11 protein-coding genes and 1 CRISPR repeat array are annotated in these 16,561 nt (G+C 42.0%); of the genes, 10 read left to right on the plus strand and 1 reads right to left on the minus strand.

Annotated features, from left to right (window positions below; genetic code table 11):
- Nucleotides 1-24: 24 nt before the first annotated feature.
- From cas7c to dsdA, 7 genes are all read left to right on the plus strand, one after another.
- On the plus strand, nucleotides 25-885 hold the full coding sequence (gene cas7c / locus NIE88_RS14425; protein WP_253063150.1) for a type I-C CRISPR-associated protein Cas7/Csd2: 861 nt from the start codon (nucleotides 25-27) through the stop codon (nucleotides 883-885).
- The gene (gene cas4, locus NIE88_RS14430) at nucleotides 860-1,534 is read left to right on the plus strand and encodes a CRISPR-associated protein Cas4 (RefSeq protein ID WP_373689442.1); all 675 of its coding nucleotides are present in this window, start codon (nucleotides 860-862) and stop codon (nucleotides 1,532-1,534) included. Before cas7c ends, cas4 begins: the two co-directional genes overlap by 26 nt.
- Nucleotides 1,531-2,562, plus strand: a complete 1,032-nt coding sequence (gene cas1c / locus NIE88_RS14435; protein ID WP_253063153.1) for a type I-C CRISPR-associated endonuclease Cas1c — start codon at nucleotides 1,531-1,533, stop codon at nucleotides 2,560-2,562. The genes cas4 and cas1c overlap by 4 nt, the downstream gene beginning before the upstream one ends.
- Before the next feature lie 10 nt (nucleotides 2,563-2,572).
- Nucleotides 2,573-2,863: a CRISPR-associated endonuclease Cas2 gene (cas2, locus tag NIE88_RS14440; protein WP_253063175.1), complete on the plus strand. Its 291-nt coding sequence runs from the start codon at nucleotides 2,573-2,575 to the stop codon at nucleotides 2,861-2,863.
- Nucleotides 2,864-3,073: 210 nt separating this feature from the next.
- Nucleotides 3,074-8,213: direct repeats of the CRISPR family, unit length 32 nt; unit sequence ATCGCACTCTTTATGAGTGCGTGGATTTAAAT.
- 219 nt (nucleotides 8,214-8,432) lie between these two features.
- Nucleotides 8,433-9,848, plus strand: a complete 1,416-nt coding sequence (locus tag NIE88_RS14445) for an AAA family ATPase (RefSeq protein ID WP_253063155.1) — start codon at nucleotides 8,433-8,435, stop codon at nucleotides 9,846-9,848.
- Nucleotides 9,841-10,575, plus strand: coding sequence for a hypothetical protein (locus NIE88_RS14450; RefSeq protein ID WP_253063157.1), 735 nt, complete (start codon nucleotides 9,841-9,843; stop codon nucleotides 10,573-10,575). The genes NIE88_RS14445 and NIE88_RS14450 overlap by 8 nt, the downstream gene beginning before the upstream one ends.
- An 11-nt stretch (nucleotides 10,576-10,586) precedes the next feature.
- Nucleotides 10,587-11,924: a D-serine ammonia-lyase gene (dsdA, locus tag NIE88_RS14455; protein WP_253063159.1), complete on the plus strand. Its 1,338-nt coding sequence runs from the start codon at nucleotides 10,587-10,589 to the stop codon at nucleotides 11,922-11,924.
- A 9-nt stretch (nucleotides 11,925-11,933) separates the two neighbouring features.
- Here the strand turns inward: dsdA and NIE88_RS14460 are convergent, their stop codons facing one another.
- Nucleotides 11,934-12,086 (minus strand): hypothetical protein, encoded by a 153-nt coding sequence (locus tag NIE88_RS14460; RefSeq protein WP_253063160.1) that lies wholly within the window; start codon nucleotides 12,084-12,086, stop codon nucleotides 11,934-11,936.
- Between the two features lie 303 nt (nucleotides 12,087-12,389).
- Here NIE88_RS14460 and NIE88_RS14465 point away from each other — a divergent pair, with 303 nt between their 5' ends.
- The 3 genes from NIE88_RS14465 (at nucleotide 12,390) to NIE88_RS14475 (ending at nucleotide 16,493) form a co-directional block, all read left to right on the plus strand.
- Nucleotides 12,390-12,926, plus strand: a complete 537-nt coding sequence (locus NIE88_RS14465) for a VanZ family protein (RefSeq protein ID WP_253063162.1) — start codon at nucleotides 12,390-12,392, stop codon at nucleotides 12,924-12,926.
- Between the two features lie 111 nt (nucleotides 12,927-13,037).
- Nucleotides 13,038-14,318 (plus strand): methyl-accepting chemotaxis protein, encoded by a 1,281-nt coding sequence (locus NIE88_RS14470; RefSeq protein WP_253063164.1) that lies wholly within the window; start codon nucleotides 13,038-13,040, stop codon nucleotides 14,316-14,318.
- A gap of 72 nt (nucleotides 14,319-14,390) precedes the next feature.
- On the plus strand, nucleotides 14,391-16,493 hold the full coding sequence (locus NIE88_RS14475; RefSeq protein ID WP_253063166.1) for a methyl-accepting chemotaxis protein: 2,103 nt from the start codon (nucleotides 14,391-14,393) through the stop codon (nucleotides 16,491-16,493).
- The last annotated feature ends 68 nt before the right edge of the window (nucleotides 16,494-16,561 follow it).

Genomic DNA, 16,561 nt, shown 5'->3' on the forward strand with positions numbered 1-16,561 from the left:
AAAATAAAAGGAGCGATTTTAAAAATGACTGTTCTTGATCATAAAATTGATTTTGCCGTTCTGATAACGGTTACGAAAGCTAATCCAAATGGTGATCCACTAAACGGAAATCGTCCAAGACAGAATTATGATGGTTATGGAGAAATTTCTGATGTTGCCATTAAACGCAAAATTAGAAACCGTCTACAAGATATGGGGGAGTCTATTTTTGTTCAATCTAATGATCGACAGGCTGATCAATTTGGTAGTCTGCGAGAACGCGCGGATGGCAATGAAGAATTAAAAGCAATCACTAAAGATAAGAAGAAAACAAATGATGATTTTGCTGAAACTGCATGTAGAACATGGTTTGATGTTCGTAGCTTTGGGCAAGTTTTTGCTTTTAAAGGGGGATCCAGCAAGGGCGTTTCTGTTGGAGTACGCGGACCCGTAAGCATACAAACAGCGGTAAGTGTGACACCAATTGATATATCAAGCATGCAAATTACAAAAAGCGTCAACTCGGAACCGGGTGAGGGCAAGGGGTCGGATACGATGGGGATGAAGCATCGAGTCGATTTTGGTCTTTATCGTTTTAATGGAAGCATCAATACACAGTTAGCGGAAAAGACGGGTTTTACTAATGAAGATGCCATTAAAATAAAAGAGGCTCTACTTTCTTTATTTGAAAATGACGCCTCGTCTGCACGCCCTGAAGGAAGTATGTCAGTTTATGAACTCTATTGGTGGGAACATAGAAGTAAATTGGGACAATATTCTTCGGCTAAAGTTCATCATTCACTTGAAGTCAAACCAGCTAATGACATGCCAAAACAATTGGAAGACTACGAAATTACCCTTGATAAACTTGATGATTTGGATGTGGAAGTTATTGAAGGCAGATAATGAAGATGATTATTTGATGCTTTCAGGAATCCAACATTTTCAATTTTGCAGACGACAATGGGCATTAATTCATATCGAGCAGCAATGGGAGGAAAACGTCCGAACTGTTGAAGGGCAATTTTTACATCGTAAAGCTGATCAACCATTTATCCGAGAAAAACGTGGAGATAAGTTGGTTGTCAGGGCAATGCCAGTGAAGTCAAATAAGTTGAGGATTACAGGTATTTGTGATGTCGTTGAATTTGTGAGAGATGAGACACATGGCGTCACAATTAATGGGATGGATGGAAGATTTGTTCCATTTCCAATTGAATATAAACATGGCAAACCCAAAGTAGATGATTCAGATCGATTACAATTAACGGCACAGGCAATATGTCTTGAAGAAATGCTTCTTTGCGATGTGAAACAGGGCTTTATATTTTACAATGAATTAAAGCACCGAGTGTCCGTTGAATTTACTGAGGAACTAAGAAAGAAAGTTCATTCAATGATTTCGGAGATGCAGGACTATTATCGACGTCAATACACACCAAAAGTAAGGACGGGTAAATTTTGTTTGAGTTGTTCGCTGCAAAATATATGCTTACCAAAATTAATGCAGAAACAGACAGTAAAGCGTTATATTGAAGGGAAAATATATGAATGAAACGACTGCTTAACACTTTATATATCACTCAACCCGATGTGTATCTTTCCCTTGATGGCGGTAATATCGTACTGCAAAAAGAGCGAGAGAAACTGGGACGAGTCCCGCTTCATAATCTGGAAGCGGTGATCGCATTTGGTTATATAGGGGCTAGTCCTGCATTGATGGGGTATTGCGCAAAAAACAATATTGCTCTTACTTTCTTTACTATGAATGGACATTTTTTAGCAAGGGTAATAGGTGAGAGTCGGGGAAATGTTGTTCTTCGAAAGAAGCAGTACCGGGTTTCTGATAACCTCACTGAATCGAGTTTGATTGCAAGAAACTTCATTTTGGGAAAGGTATATAACCACAAGTGGGTACTTGAACGAATAACAAGAGATTACCCTCTACGAATTAATGTCAATGCATTTAAAAATGCTTCACAAGAGTTAACCGCTGTTTTGGGACAAATTCGTAAATGTAATGATTTAGAGCGATTAAGGGGTTTGGAAGGACAAGCAGCGACAACTTATTTTGCTATGTTTGATCAGATGATTTTGCAGCAAAAAGATCATTTTATTTTTAAGGGCAGATCAAGACGGCCTCCTTTAGATAATGTTAATGCAATGCTTTCATTTGCATATACGCTACTAGCAAACGATGTAACGGCAGCTCTTGAGGGCATTGGGCTGGACGCTTACGTTGGCTTTATGCATCGTGATCGGCCCGGACGTGCATCCTTGGCGTTAGATGTTATGGAAGAATTGCGAGGTGTCTATGCTGACAGGTTTGTTATTTCATTAATTAATAAGAGAGTTTTGCATAATGAAGACTTCATGAAAAAGGAAAATGGAGCTGTAATCATGAACGAGGATGCAAGAAAACTTTTCTTAAAAACGTGGCAAACAAAAAAACAAGAAAAATTGACTCATCCCTTTTTGGACGAGAAGATTTCATGGGGACTTGTTCCGCATGTTCAAGCCCTGTTATTAGCTCGACATTTACGAAATGATTTAGATGAATATCCACCATTTTTATGGAAATGAGGTGTTCAATATACTTGTTCTCATTACTTATGATGTCAGTACTGTAACAAGTGCCGGACAAAAACGACTGAGAAAAGTGGCAAAAATCTGCCAAAGATATGGACAACGTGTTCAAAACTCAGTGTTTGAATGTATTATTGATTCAACACAATTTGTTAGTCTGAAAGGTAAATTAACAGAAATAATTAATGAATCTACAGATAGCTTGCGGTTTTATCAGCTTGGTAAAAATTATAAAAACAAGATTGAGCATATTGGATCTAAAGAAACTGTGGATTTAGAAGGTCCTCTATTATTTTAGAATTCAAGAGAGGTACCTAATTACATCTTTGGTGCGGATATGGTGTGCACATAATTTTTCGTGAGCTTTCGCACCATTAATATGTGAATATATTCCAAAATTATAGTTTGAAGTTAACTATTTGCCAATTATTTTCCATAAAATATGATTTTTCTTGGTGGAATCAATAATAATTATGAAAGAATTGACGTATTATTGTCAGATTTCGCTATCGCACTCTTTATGAGTGCGTGGATTTAAATCTGTAACTGTGGTAGCAATATCGTGCGATCCGCATCGCACTCTTTATGAGTGCGTGGATTTAAATTATTGATCGATGCTCCGACGAGACAAAGAGAATTATCGCACTCTTTATGAGTGCGTGGATTTAAATATTGCTCCGAGTATAAAATTTCCGAGCGCCTTGCCCATCGCACTCTTTATGAGTGCGTGGATTTAAATGGGAGGTGGAAATGTGGAAGTCACAGCAGATCAGATCGCACTCTTTATGAGTGCGTGGATTTAAATAAATCGGTAGTCGTCGCCATTTTATCTTGCAATATCGCACTCTTTATGAGTGCGTGGATTTAAATCTCAAAATGGGTTTTGGTCCCATATTGAATGGAATCGCACTCTTTATGAGTGCGTGGATTTAAATCGTGTACCGAAAATGAGATGATACACGCTCGATATCGCACTCTTTATGAGTGCGTGGATTTAAATCTTGTCGACATCCGGCACAAATGATAGCTGAGACAATCGCACTCTTTATGAGTGCGTGGATTTAAATAGCTTTTCGAGTTCCATCGTGTCGGATTCCACGAATCGCACTCTTTATGAGTGCGTGGATTTAAATTGGACTTGGGAACAGTGGCAACTGGAACAGTGGATCGCACTCTTTATGAGTGCGTGGATTTAAATTTAATCGCGTCGGTCAATTCTAACTCCGTCAAATATCGCACTCTTTATGAGTGCGTGGATTTAAATTTTTAGGTAATCGTTTTCAGACGCCAAATGCACCATCGCACTCTTTATGAGTGCGTGGATTTAAATCCTGCAACGTCTCCGTATCTTGTTGTGAGGGTAATCGCACTCTTTATGAGTGCGTGGATTTAAATGATGATTATGCTGCACTCGTCGCCGGTGCTGACAATCGCACTCTTTATGAGTGCGTGGATTTAAATCGCGGATTGTTGTCCGACGCAATGATTACGACACATCGCACTCTTTATGAGTGCGTGGATTTAAATTGGTAGCCGCTGTTCCGGTTGCCGCTGTTCCAGTATCGCACTCTTTATGAGTGCGTGGATTTAAATTTATAATCACTTGGATTATCCAATTTAGGAGATGATCGCACTCTTTATGAGTGCGTGGATTTAAATGCTCAGGGAAAACTGTCGCGATGATTGATTCGTATCGCACTCTTTATGAGTGCGTGGATTTAAATAACCCGACCTGAACCGTTAATTCGTTTGGATCTGATCGCACTCTTTATGAGTGCGTGGATTTAAATTTCGCTAGATAGCTGTTTGTGTAACTCTTAAATCATCGCACTCTTTATGAGTGCGTGGATTTAAATTAATTATGACGATGTTGATTAAGCCGAAACACCATCGCACTCTTTATGAGTGCGTGGATTTAAATATCATAGAACTCGGCATATAAATGTGACCCCTTGATCGCACTCTTTATGAGTGCGTGGATTTAAATCTGCTTCAATCGAATGGTAATTCTCCCTGTTCAGTTCCATCGCACTCTTTATGAGTGCGTGGATTTAAATCTAAATAAACGCATATAGTTTGTGCGTTGGGCTTATCGCACTCTTTATGAGTGCGTGGATTTAAATAAAACGTATCTTTCGGATGTGCCGGTTTATGGAAATCGCACTCTTTATGAGTGCGTGGATTTAAATACACCTTATGAATGAATTAAAGGCATATACCGAAGATCGCACTCTTTATGAGTGCGTGGATTTAAATACTGATTTTGAAGCAACTAAATTATTACGGAGCTATCGCACTCTTTATGAGTGCGTGGATTTAAATAAGAGCTGCTACGGGTAATGCGCATTTTGTTTATTATCGCACTCTTTATGAGTGCGTGGATTTAAATATTTCTGCCGCTGCCCTTAACGTAGAGGCACTTCCGATCGCACTCTTTATGAGTGCGTGGATTTAAATTACATAGCTAATCCGTTTGTTATCTTCTTTCAGATCGCACTCTTTATGAGTGCGTGGATTTAAATGATTGTGTCACTTCCGGTTTATATTCTTGCGGAATCGCACTCTTTATGAGTGCGTGGATTTAAATTTGATAGTCGAGTGACGAAGGGTCGATATAGTCTAGATCGCACTCTTTATGAGTGCGTGGATTTAAATTATTTTGCATTTCGGGGGGCTTAATGGTGAACAGGATCGCACTCTTTATGAGTGCGTGGATTTAAATGCGATGAAAATGGCATAATCGTAGAACCTTATCGATCGCACTCTTTATGAGTGCGTGGATTTAAATGTTTTTGAAAAGGGAATCAGTGAGGAAACGACACGATCGCACTCTTTATGAGTGCGTGGATTTAAATAGAGACCCGCATCCAATTGCAAAAATTGTAAACGATCGCACTCTTTATGAGTGCGTGGATTTAAATTTGATAAGGTCAACTCAATCACCTATCAGAAATTATCGCACTCTTTATGAGTGCGTGGATTTAAATCTTTGGCTTGTGCATCTGGTTAATGGCCTGCGTCATCGCACTCTTTATGAGTGCGTGGATTTAAATTTCCTCATCGATGTCGCCTAGGGCGATTACTTCGGATCGCACTCTTTATGAGTGCGTGGATTTAAATTGCAAAGAGGCCACTACATCATCATCGCGGCCGCCATCGCACTCTTTATGAGTGCGTGGATTTAAATTTTCGTGTCGATCACGTCAACCCAGCAGCCGAAATCATCGCACTCTTTATGAGTGCGTGGATTTAAATTACTGCGGTTGGTGCCGTCGGCAGTTTGGTGGTATATCGCACTCTTTATGAGTGCGTGGATTTAAATCAGTCGCCGCTACCCATTGCCCAAGAATAAAACATCGCACTCTTTATGAGTGCGTGGATTTAAATTTCATTTCGTGGTGCCCACGGCAGCGGTGCATAATCGCACTCTTTATGAGTGCGTGGATTTAAATTCACGGATGGCGTCGGGGATGATTTGCTTCGTAATCGCACTCTTTATGAGTGCGTGGATTTAAATGGATCGACGCCACTCTCCGAAGCTGACTTGTGCCGATCGCACTCTTTATGAGTGCGTGGATTTAAATAACAAAGAAGGGGAAATAATTGAAAGTTCCAGAAATCGCACTCTTTATGAGTGCGTGGATTTAAATCATTTCTCCGTGCCCCTCATGTGGGCAATCCGGTAATCGCACTCTTTATGAGTGCGTGGATTTAAATTTTTAACGTGCTAAGCGAAATATCTAGCTGCTCAGCATCGCACTCTTTATGAGTGCGTGGATTTAAATTTGCAAGAGACCGCCGAGGGTAGAGCAGTACGGACATCGCACTCTTTATGAGTGCGTGGATTTAAATAGATTTTTGATCGCGCTTGGATTGAAGAACACCAATCGCACTCTTTATGAGTGCGTGGATTTAAATCTTTTCGATAAGTAAAGTTTACATTAAGCAAAGATCGCACTCTTTATGAGTGCGTGGATTTAAATTAACTTGATTATACAAAGATGAAATGAAAAAGAGAAATCGCACTCTTTATGAGTGCGTGGATTTAAATCTAGATATTAATACCGGTCTGCGATGTGGCGAGTTAATCGCACTCTTTATGAGTGCGTGGATTTAAATATCTTCCCTTTCCTAATTATTTATTGTTTAAAAATCGCACTCTTTATGAGTGCGTGGATTTAAATCTTTACTCCCCTGCTCAATCAGATGACCAGGATAATCGCACTCTTTATGAGTGCGTGGATTTAAATAATGATATGAAGAAATGTGCGAATCTTTATCACGTATCGCACTCTTTATGAGTGCGTGGATTTAAATTTTTTCATGATGTATGGCGAAATAATCCACCATATCGCACTCTTTATGAGTGCGTGGATTTAAATAAGAGACTGGCGCATGGCGACCCGGAGCAGATAAATCGCACTCTTTATGAGTGCGTGGATTTAAATTCCACGCCATTAACGACTGCGTAGGCAAGGCCCTATCGCACTCTTTATGAGTGCGTGGATTTAAATCGTCCAAGCAGGCGTACTGACATTATCGATTGGATCGCACTCTTTATGAGTGCGTGGATTTAAATCAAATATGTGCTATGCTCCGGCATGTGCGAAATGATCGCACTCTTTATGAGTGCGTGGATTTAAATGTGACTATTATAAAAACGACAACATAACAGTCTAATCGCACTCTTTATGAGTGCGTGGATTTAAATAATTTTGGAACAAAGCAAACGGTAATTGGAAGCAATCGCACTCTTTATGAGTGCGTGGATTTAAATAGCTTGGCTTACCCTCAAGCCCAAGTTGAAGCAAATCGCACTCTTTATGAGTGCGTGGATTTAAATAATTTTGGAACAAAGCAAACGGTAATTGGAAGCATCGCACTCTTTATGAGTGCGTGGATTTAAATTATACAGATAATTAAAAAGGAACCCACACTGAGCATCGCACTCTTTATGAGTGCGTGGATTTAAATTCCGTTTACGCTTTGTACGGGTACATCCGGTATGTCATCGCACTCTTTATGAGTGCGTGGATTTAAATATTCATGAGCAGGGCGAATCCGTATTGACTTTTCATCGCACTCTTTATGAGTGCGTGGATTTAAATACTTTGCCCATCCTTTAACTACACGATGGCAGTAATCGCACTCTTTATGAGTGCGTGGATTTAAATTGCGCGGCCGTGCCAATCCCGCGCAAGGAATCGAATCGCACTCTTTATGAGTGCGTGGATTTAAATTCTTCGACCGGCTTAATGTGGACATGCGGACTCGTATAGCATCGCACTCTTTATGAGTGCGTGGATTTAAATAAGTTATTAGCTAACTTTGCTCTTGCAGAGTTAGCATCGCACTCTTTATGAGTGCGTGGATTTAAATAATCAACTCTTCTTCCTCTTTTGGTTTTTCTTATCGCACTCTTTATGAGTGCGTGGATTTAAATATAAATACCAACGCGCACACCGTTATCTGTGCAAGGATCGCACTCTTTATGAGTGCGTGGATTTAAATGTTTTAAATATCTCAACCGATCACTCATGTTTATCACATCGCGCTCTTTATGAGTGCGTGAACTTAAATGTTCCGCTCCTTTTTCTTTTGAGCAGGGGCTTTCCGATCGTACTCTTTATGATTACATGATTTTAAATATGATTTAAGCGGCAAATTTGAATTACTACTAAATAATTTAATATCTCGGAATTCAAAAAAATTTCGATGAAAATGGATTAAGATAAAACTGATCGTAGTGATCAAGTGTTGATAAAATTTGATTCATGTGTATAGAACTCCCTCTTTTCCAAAATACTGAATGTGCAGGGGCCTTTTTGTAACGGCCTGAATTGAAGCTATTTAAGGAGCACTATTTTATGAATATCAAGGTACGCGTTTCAAGTGTCGAAATACATGATTGCAAAAATGTCGTTCGCGGCAAGTTGTATTTTCCATGTTCGAGAAACCGTTCAATGAAGCGGGCGGATGTGCTTGGTTTGTATGGGCAAAATGGTTCGGGGAAAACGGCGGTTGTCTCGGCGTTTGAGGTGCTCCGCGCGTTGCTCGGCGGAAATCCGCTCGATCCGGGAATTGATCGGCTGATCTATCAGCGGAGCGACACGGCAACCTTCATTTTCACTTTTTTGATTTGTGTGGGGCGTCAATGCTATGAGGCTGTTTATGATGTGGCAATGACGAAGCGAGATTTGGATGCGGACGACGCGGTAAACCTGGCGAATGACCGCGTCCCGGATCCGGTGTTTTTGTCACATGAAGAGATTCGCTACAAGGAATTGACCAAGGGTGCGCGTTATAAAACGATGGTTGCGTTTTTGCGTGAAGATGGGGATGAGAAGCTTGCTCCCAAAACGGTTGCGGCAAAATTGAGGTCGAGAAAAGAAAATTTAGTGGTTGCATTTAAAGTCAACGCTCAGTTGGCTTATCAGCAGTGCGCGTCCGTTTTCTTTCGAAAGGAAGGGTTTGATCTGCTTGAACGAATTCTCGATCAAAAATCTTTTGATCTGCTTCAGGTACTCAAAAATGTCTTTGCCAGACGATTGTTTGTATTGAATAACCATGAATCGGGTATGTCGCTCGCCAACCTGTCGATACCGATTCACTGCGAAAATACCGCATTAAATCCTAGTAAGCGGGGCTATGGGGTCATTGACCTCCCGATTGACGCCCCTAAAAAAGTGGATATGGAAACTTTTGCAATGCTGCGTACGATGTTCACGGCAATCAGCAAGGTCTTAAAAAAGATTGTTCCCGGTCTGTCTGTGGATGCAAAGAATCTGGGAAATGAGCTGCTGCATGACGGCAGAAGTGGAGCACGTGTTGAATTGGTAGCAACGCGCGAGGGGCGTTCACTTCCGATTGCATGTGAAAGCGACGGCATCAAAAAGCTGCTGACGGTGCTGAGCTCACTCATCGTGATGTATAATGATGAAAATGCGTGCATTGTGATCGATGAACTTGATGCCGGTATCTACGAATTTCTACTTGGTGAAATAGTGAAGATTTTGAATGACGGGGGCAAAGGGCAGTTATTGTTTACGTCGCATAATTTACGGCTTCTTGAGGTGCTGGAGAGAGAGAATCTGGTGTTTACATCTGCTAATCCTGAAAATCGCTACATTGTATTGAAGGGGATCCGCGACAGCTCGAATATTCGCGATGTCTATATTCGAGCGATCCAACTTGGTCACGATGGCGAAGACGTTTATCAACCGACGGATCGCTATGACATCATGGAGGCATTCGATGAAGCAGGTGAGTTGAATCATGGCTGAAAAGAAGGTCATTGTGTTTATTGTGGAAGGTGTGTCCGACGAAAGGACGATCGCCGCCATTCGCAATTATGTGCCGAGCAAGTACAGCGTGTATGTTCATATAACCCGTGGAGACATGTTCACGAGACCCGGCATGCGAAAAAATGTGAAGACCCGAGTCATGGATCAGATTCGGAAAATAATGAATGAAACGAAATACCGGAAACAGGAGATTCTTGCAGTCATTCAGCTTACCGATACGGACGGTGCTTTTGTAAACGATAAAGCGATTGAAGTGAATGCTTCGGTTGGACGAGCTCCGATCTACCGCGAATCGAGAATTGTGGTTGCCAATTCAGGGATTCAACAGTATATACAAAAGAGAAATAAAATAAAGGCTTCTGAATTGCGGACAATGTGTTCGGAAGACGTGATTATGAATGGAATCTACTATTTTATCTTCTATTTCTCTTGCAACCTGGACCATGTCATGCATAATAATCGTAATATGGCTATTGAAGAAAAGATTAATCAATCGCGCGCATTTGAACGTGCCTGCCATGATCAACCGGAACATTTTTATCATTTCTTCCATGATCAGTCCTTTGCTGTCAGGGGGTCAATTGATGACACTTGGGATTTTATTGAAAGAGGCACGCATTCTCTGCAGCGGTATTCGAATTTTCATTTGATTTTTGATTTGCTGGATACTTTGGAACAGCAGAAAGCCGCTCAGGAAAACATATGAGGGGGAGACGTATGGATAAACGCATTGGCGATAAAACATTGGTAGAATGGGAACAAGCTGAACCGATCGTAAAAGAGATCAGAGAAAAAAGGGAGCTGCTGTGGCTGAATCCAAGGTATGGCGAACGTGACGCGGGGTTGGTTACGACTCGTGATGTGGCTGATGCCGAAGCGCGTCTGCATCGATTCAAGCCATACTTGGCAACCGTTTTTCCGGAAACTGAGCAAGCGGGAGGCTTGATTGAATCGCCGATTTATACAACAGCTAAGTTACAGACATTTTTGGGAGAAGAAGCCGGCACACGAATTTCTGGCCGGTTAATGATGAAAGCAGACAGTGAGCTGCCGGTTTCCGGATCAATTAAGGCGCGCGGAGGAATCTATGAGGTGCTCAAAACGGCGGAAAAATTAGCAATTGACGCCGATCTGCTCAGGGAATCTGATGATTACGCGATGCTGGCGGCCGATTCATTCAAGCAATTTTTCTCACGCTATTCGATTGCTGTTGGCTCAACGGGTAACTTGGGCCTCAGCATCGGAATTGTTGGTGCGACGCTCGGATTTCAGACAACCGTGCACATGTCGGCGGACGCAAGCGCATGGAAGAAAGCACTGCTCCGCAAAAAAGGAGCTTTTGTTAAAGAATATGCGGCGGATTACAGTGTGGCGATTTTGGAAGGGCGTGAGCAGGCGGCTCTGGATCCGCGCTGCCATTTCATTGACGATGAAAATTCAAAGGATCTGTTTGTCGGCTATGCAACCGCGGGTAACCGCCTGAAAAAACAATTTTATGAGCAAGGCATTCCCGTAGATGCCGATCATCCGCTGTTTGTTTATTTACCGTGCGGTGTCGGCGGAGGTCCGGCCGGTGTGACCTTTGGATTAAAGCAGGCGTTTGGTAAGTATGTTCATGCTTTTTTCGTCGAACCGACGCATGCGCCGTGCTTTTTACTTGGCCTTTTAACAGGATTGAACGACCGGGTAACCGTACGCGATTTTGGACTTGATAATCGCACAGCGGCCGATGGATTGGCTGTTCCGCGTCCATCGGCACTCGCAGGCAAAGCAGCCGGTCATTTGATTTCGGGGTGTTTTACTGTGGCGGATGCCCGCCTTTTCCGTTATTTAAAAACGCTCAAGGATACGGAAAACCATTGGATTGAACCATCGGCAGCCGCAGGTATTGCCGGTCCTCAGATGCTTTTGGGCAGCGCGGCGGGTAAGAACTATTTAGAAAAGCATCATTTGACGGAAAAAACAGCCGATGTAACCCACCTTTTTTGGGCAACCGGAGGCGGAATGGTTCCGCAAACGAATCGGGAAGCCTATTATGCCCAGGCTTCCCGCTAGAAATTAAGATTAACGATCCTTATTTTGGTGATCACTGGTGAATTCATTCGGCACACGATTTCCATCGATGTGATTTTTTTGTTGGGCGAGACGTCCGTTACGATGTTCACCTGTATTTTCCCTCGCCTTAAATTGGCGGTTGAATTCCTGCTCTTTATTCATAGAAAAACTCCCTTCAATGTGTGAAACATAAATTATTATGTGCCTATCAGCAATGGTTTATGTGCTTTTTTTCAAGGCTTTGCTCAACGGTACGGACATAATTTATATTATTCAGACGAATTAATTAAATTAAACTTGTGATGAGAAAATACACCTACAAAATAGCGAAGCAATTGCGCTATAATTAAAAAATAGTTAAGAATTTGTTTGATGTTCTTTACATTGTAATGATACGACGGATCCTTATTTAAGCGAATTGAGTAACTTTAGGGACACGCACTTTTATTTCTGGGGGTTTACAAGATGTTTAAGAATCCTAAAGCATTTGTTTTTTGGCTTATTCTCATCATATTTATTGTCGGCATGATCTATAAGGGGTCATCGACTCCTTATGCCGATCAGAATATGCAGCCGTTCCTAAAAGCGCATTTCCAGTGGACATCGGAAACGTTTCCGCATGTCGATTTTAATTATGGCGGGGAACGCATTACGTCCGACGAACCGTATGCGTTGTTTGAGTTTGTTTTTCGCAAGGCGAGTCATGTAGCGGAATACTGTCTTTTAACCTTCATGATTATTAATCTGTTTATGACGACCGTTATGCCTCGACTGCTCTGCTATTTATGCGGCCCGGCGATTGCCATTTGTTATGCAATGTTCGATGAGTGGCATCAGACTTTTGTTCCGGGACGAACCGGTCACTTAATCGACACATTCACCTTTGATTTGGCCGGTATGATCCTAGCAATGATCATTGTGTTTCTACTTGATCTTTATTACTATCTCTTTTATACAGGCAGCCATCATTCTTCGCGATTTCGTGCCGAACAACATGGATAAATAAGAAAAATTGAATTAACTTTTCGATGAAACACGCCGATATAATAAGTGATAATGATGGGCTGTGCGAGAATTGTGAAGGTGAAGTGGGCTTGAAGGGACGGATTGGTCATGACTTTAAAAGAGAAACAAAAAGGTCAAAACAAAAGGCGTTTTAATCTTCAAAGCCTTTATTTTGCTGTTTTTTTTATTGGTGTATTCGTTGTTACTGGGGTGTTTTATTATTTTGGTACCGAGGGGATGCTTGTTCCCGCGATCATTGTAAGCGGAACGACATTGGTCGTAGGCCTTGCTGCCCTTGTTTTTGTTTTCAGAGGCTACAACAAGCGTGTACGTAACCTGCGTCTTGCTGTCGGCAGAGCAGAAACCGGCGATATGAGTGTCGTCATCAACGATAAAGAAAATGATGATTTGGCGCGGCTCGCCGAAGGGATCAACCACATGATTCGAATGAATCACAGTGTGATCAACAGCATGACACAAGTCTCTGAAAAAGTGAACGATGCTTCTCAATCACTGGTGTCCAGCGTTGAAGAGCATACGGCTTCATCGAACGAGATCGGATCAACGATGACCGAAATCGCTGCCGGCGCTTCCGAACAAGCCGAATTAATGAGCAAAAACAAAGAGGCGACCGATCAATTAAAAGAGAGAATGGGCAGCATTACGGAACAGACACATCTGATGGAGCAAGGCGCGGAGCAGTTAACCAAGGTCTCCGAGGGAAATCAGCAATCTGTAATTAAGCTGCGCAACCATTCGGAGCGGACGATCAGTACAACAGCGGATATTATTGACGCAATTGCTTCATTGGATTCACGGTCTAAGAATGTGGGCAAGATCATTGAATCCGTTTCTGAAATTGCCGGTCAGACTAATCTGCTTGCTTTAAATGCAGCGATTGAGGCTGCCCGTGCGGGAGAACAGGGCAAAGGCTTCGCCGTTGTTGCAGACGAAGTGCGAAAATTGTCGGAACAAACTGATCATGCCCTGAAAGAAATTTCCGAATTAATGAATGGCATTCGTCTGGATACGGAAAACACGGTTCAATTCGCAGGAAAGACAAGCAAAGTGCTGGAGGAACAATTTGTCGTTGTCAGTGCATTTGAAAAGGCATCGAAACGAATTGCCGAAGCCGTGTCGGAAAATAAAGAGCGGATCAGCAAGATTTCTGCCTCGATCAAAGACATGGTGGAGCAAACGCAGAAAATTAAAGAACATATTGACGGAATGACGCAAATCAGTGAACAAACAGCTGCCGGAACCGAGGAAGTGACAGCTTCAATCGAGGAACAGACCGCAGGTATGGAACACTTGAATAAGCTTGCAGCTGATTTGGAAGCAGATGCTGCGATTATTCAGAATGCTCTTAAGGGGTACAAGCTGTCTTAAGTAACGAGCAGGACTTTCATGACGTTGCATTTACAGATAAAAAGAAGCGAAGTATTCGGGGGGCCGGAACACATGAAAAAAGAGAAAGACGGGGCAAAAGTAAAGAAGGCGACGAGACAGACCTTTGCGTGGAAAAAAAAAGTTAAATCCGCAAGGGTGTTTCTTGTTAAATTACCGCAAATTCTGAATGGGCGCGCTCTAGAAAAAATGAGTGTGAAAAAACAACTCTTGATTCCAATTGTGAGTATCATGGTGATTGTCGGTTTAATCGGCGGACTGTTCAGCTACATATATGGTGCGAAGCTGATTCGTGATCAGATGACACAATCAGCGATGCAGCAATTGAAGGCGACGGATCAAACTTTTGATACCTATTTTGATGATGCACAATCGGTTACCCGACAGTTTACAATGAGCAAGATGCTTGATAATGTGCAGAAAAATAGCGAAGATATTCAACAAGACTTTCAAAACGTACTCAGTTCGAATACAAAATATCAGGCAATTACTTATGCATCCTCAAAAGGTGAAGTCGTACGTTCACCTATGTATTTTTTTGACAAAAACTATGATCCTACCAAAGAAAACTGGTATAGAGACGGGTTAGAAGAAAACGGCCAATCCATGTGGACTGATCCTTATACGGACAGAGTGACAAAGCAAAATGTCGTGAGTGTCGTGCAAGCTGTTGTGGATAACGGTCAAGTCAAGGGCGTCATTAAAATGGATCTGTTTATTCAGTCCCTTATCAAGCAAGTAACGGAAGCGAAGCTTGGGGATTCCGGCTATGTGACGCTTCTTGACAGCAAGGGCACCTACATTGCTTCTCCAAAAAGGAATCAGGTGGGCAAGAGTGTCGCCGGTCAAGGCTTTTATGAGAAAATGCGCGACATGGGAAAGAGCGGCATGTTTTATGCGAAGATTGACGGTTCACAAAAATTGGTGAGTTTCCGTACGAATAAGACATCCGGATGGACGTTATTAGGTGTTATTGATAAAAGTGCGATTTCGAACAGTGCAAACCTCATTACGCTTCCATCCATTGCAATGTTGATCATTATTATTATTGTCGCCATCTTGATTACACTCTATATTCTGGGACATATCATTACACGTTTGAGAAAGCTTCAAGGAGCAGCGCGACGCATTGAACAAGGAGATCTTACGGTTAAGATACCGGTTCAAGGCAATGATGAATTGTCCCAACTGACGAAAAGTATTAATGCACTTGCGAATACGAACCGCAAAGCCTTTAAGAAAATGTACGATGTGTCGTATCAAATTATTGGCGCTTCACAAACATTGGTAGCCAGTGCTGAAGAAAATGTTGCATCGGCGAATGAAATCAGTGCAACGGTTACGGAGATTGCCGCTGGAGCATCAAGTCAGTCTAAATCAATTGATGAGAGCCAATCATCAATGCAAAGCCTTTTGGATGAGGTCAATCGAATTGATAATCGAAGTACGGAAGTCCTCAACGGGGCTGAGCGGATGAAGGACTATGCGCATGGCGGGCTTGAAAAGATGGATCATCTATCTGCCCAATCAAAGACGTCTGCAGATACGACGCACCAGATTATTACTACCGTACTGAAAATGGAAGAACATGCGAAAAATGTACATCAGATTATTGATGTGCTGGATGGCATTGCGCGAAGAACCAATCTGCTTTCTCTGAATGCGAGCATCGAAGCTGCACATGCAGGTGAGCATGGAAAGGGCTTCGCGGTTGTTGCCGGAGAAATTCGAAAACTCGCACAGCAGACGAATCATTCATTAAAAGAAGTAACCGACACGGTTCAATCAATGAATCATGAAATCCAGCAGGCAGTCACTTATTGTGAGCAAACAAACAAAACGCTTCAAGAACAACATATGGCCGTAGCCGAATCCAATGATGCGTTTAAAGAAATTGAAAAAACCATCAAACTTAATGTAAAAGGGATGCAGACAATCGCCAAGGCAATTATTACGACGCATGAACAGATTGAGCGAATAACTCAAGGATCTCAAGCCATTGCGTCAACAAGTGAGGAGACTGCGGCCAGTACTGAAGAAATGAGTGCTTCTGTACAGGAACAGACGGCTTCAATGGAAGAACTGAATCGATTAGCTGGAGATCTTGATCAGCAGGCTCAACTGATGCAGGAAGAAATCAAACGATTCAAGATATAATCTTAGCTTATAAACTTATAGAGATGCAAAAAAGCAGGGTTGAGCGTGATTCTCAGCCCTGCTTTTTG

Source organism: Sporolactobacillus shoreicorticis, from assembly GCF_024125445.1.
Classification (GTDB): domain Bacteria; phylum Bacillota; class Bacilli; order Bacillales; family Sporolactobacillaceae; genus Sporolactobacillus; species Sporolactobacillus shoreicorticis.

Coding starts and splice junctions, on each gene's coding strand:
- cas7c (WP_253063150.1), top strand. CDS start 25: ATGACTGTTCTTGATCATAAAATTGATTTTGCCGTTCTGATAACGGTT.
- cas4 (WP_373689442.1), top strand. CDS start 860: ATGTGGAAGTTATTGAAGGCAGATAATGAAGATGATTATTTGATGCTT.
- cas1c (WP_253063153.1), top strand. CDS start 1,531: ATGAAACGACTGCTTAACACTTTATATATCACTCAACCCGATGTGTAT.
- NIE88_RS14445 (WP_253063155.1), top strand. CDS start 8,433: ATGAATATCAAGGTACGCGTTTCAAGTGTCGAAATACATGATTGCAAA.
- NIE88_RS14450 (WP_253063157.1), top strand. CDS start 9,841: ATGGCTGAAAAGAAGGTCATTGTGTTTATTGTGGAAGGTGTGTCCGAC.
- dsdA (WP_253063159.1), top strand. CDS start 10,587: ATGGATAAACGCATTGGCGATAAAACATTGGTAGAATGGGAACAAGCT.
- NIE88_RS14460 (WP_253063160.1), bottom strand. CDS start 12,086: ATGAATAAAGAGCAGGAATTCAACCGCCAATTTAAGGCGAGGGAAAAT.
- NIE88_RS14465 (WP_253063162.1), top strand. CDS start 12,390: ATGTTTAAGAATCCTAAAGCATTTGTTTTTTGGCTTATTCTCATCATA.
- NIE88_RS14470 (WP_253063164.1), top strand. CDS start 13,038: ATGACTTTAAAAGAGAAACAAAAAGGTCAAAACAAAAGGCGTTTTAAT.
- NIE88_RS14475 (WP_253063166.1), top strand. CDS start 14,391: ATGAAAAAAGAGAAAGACGGGGCAAAAGTAAAGAAGGCGACGAGACAG.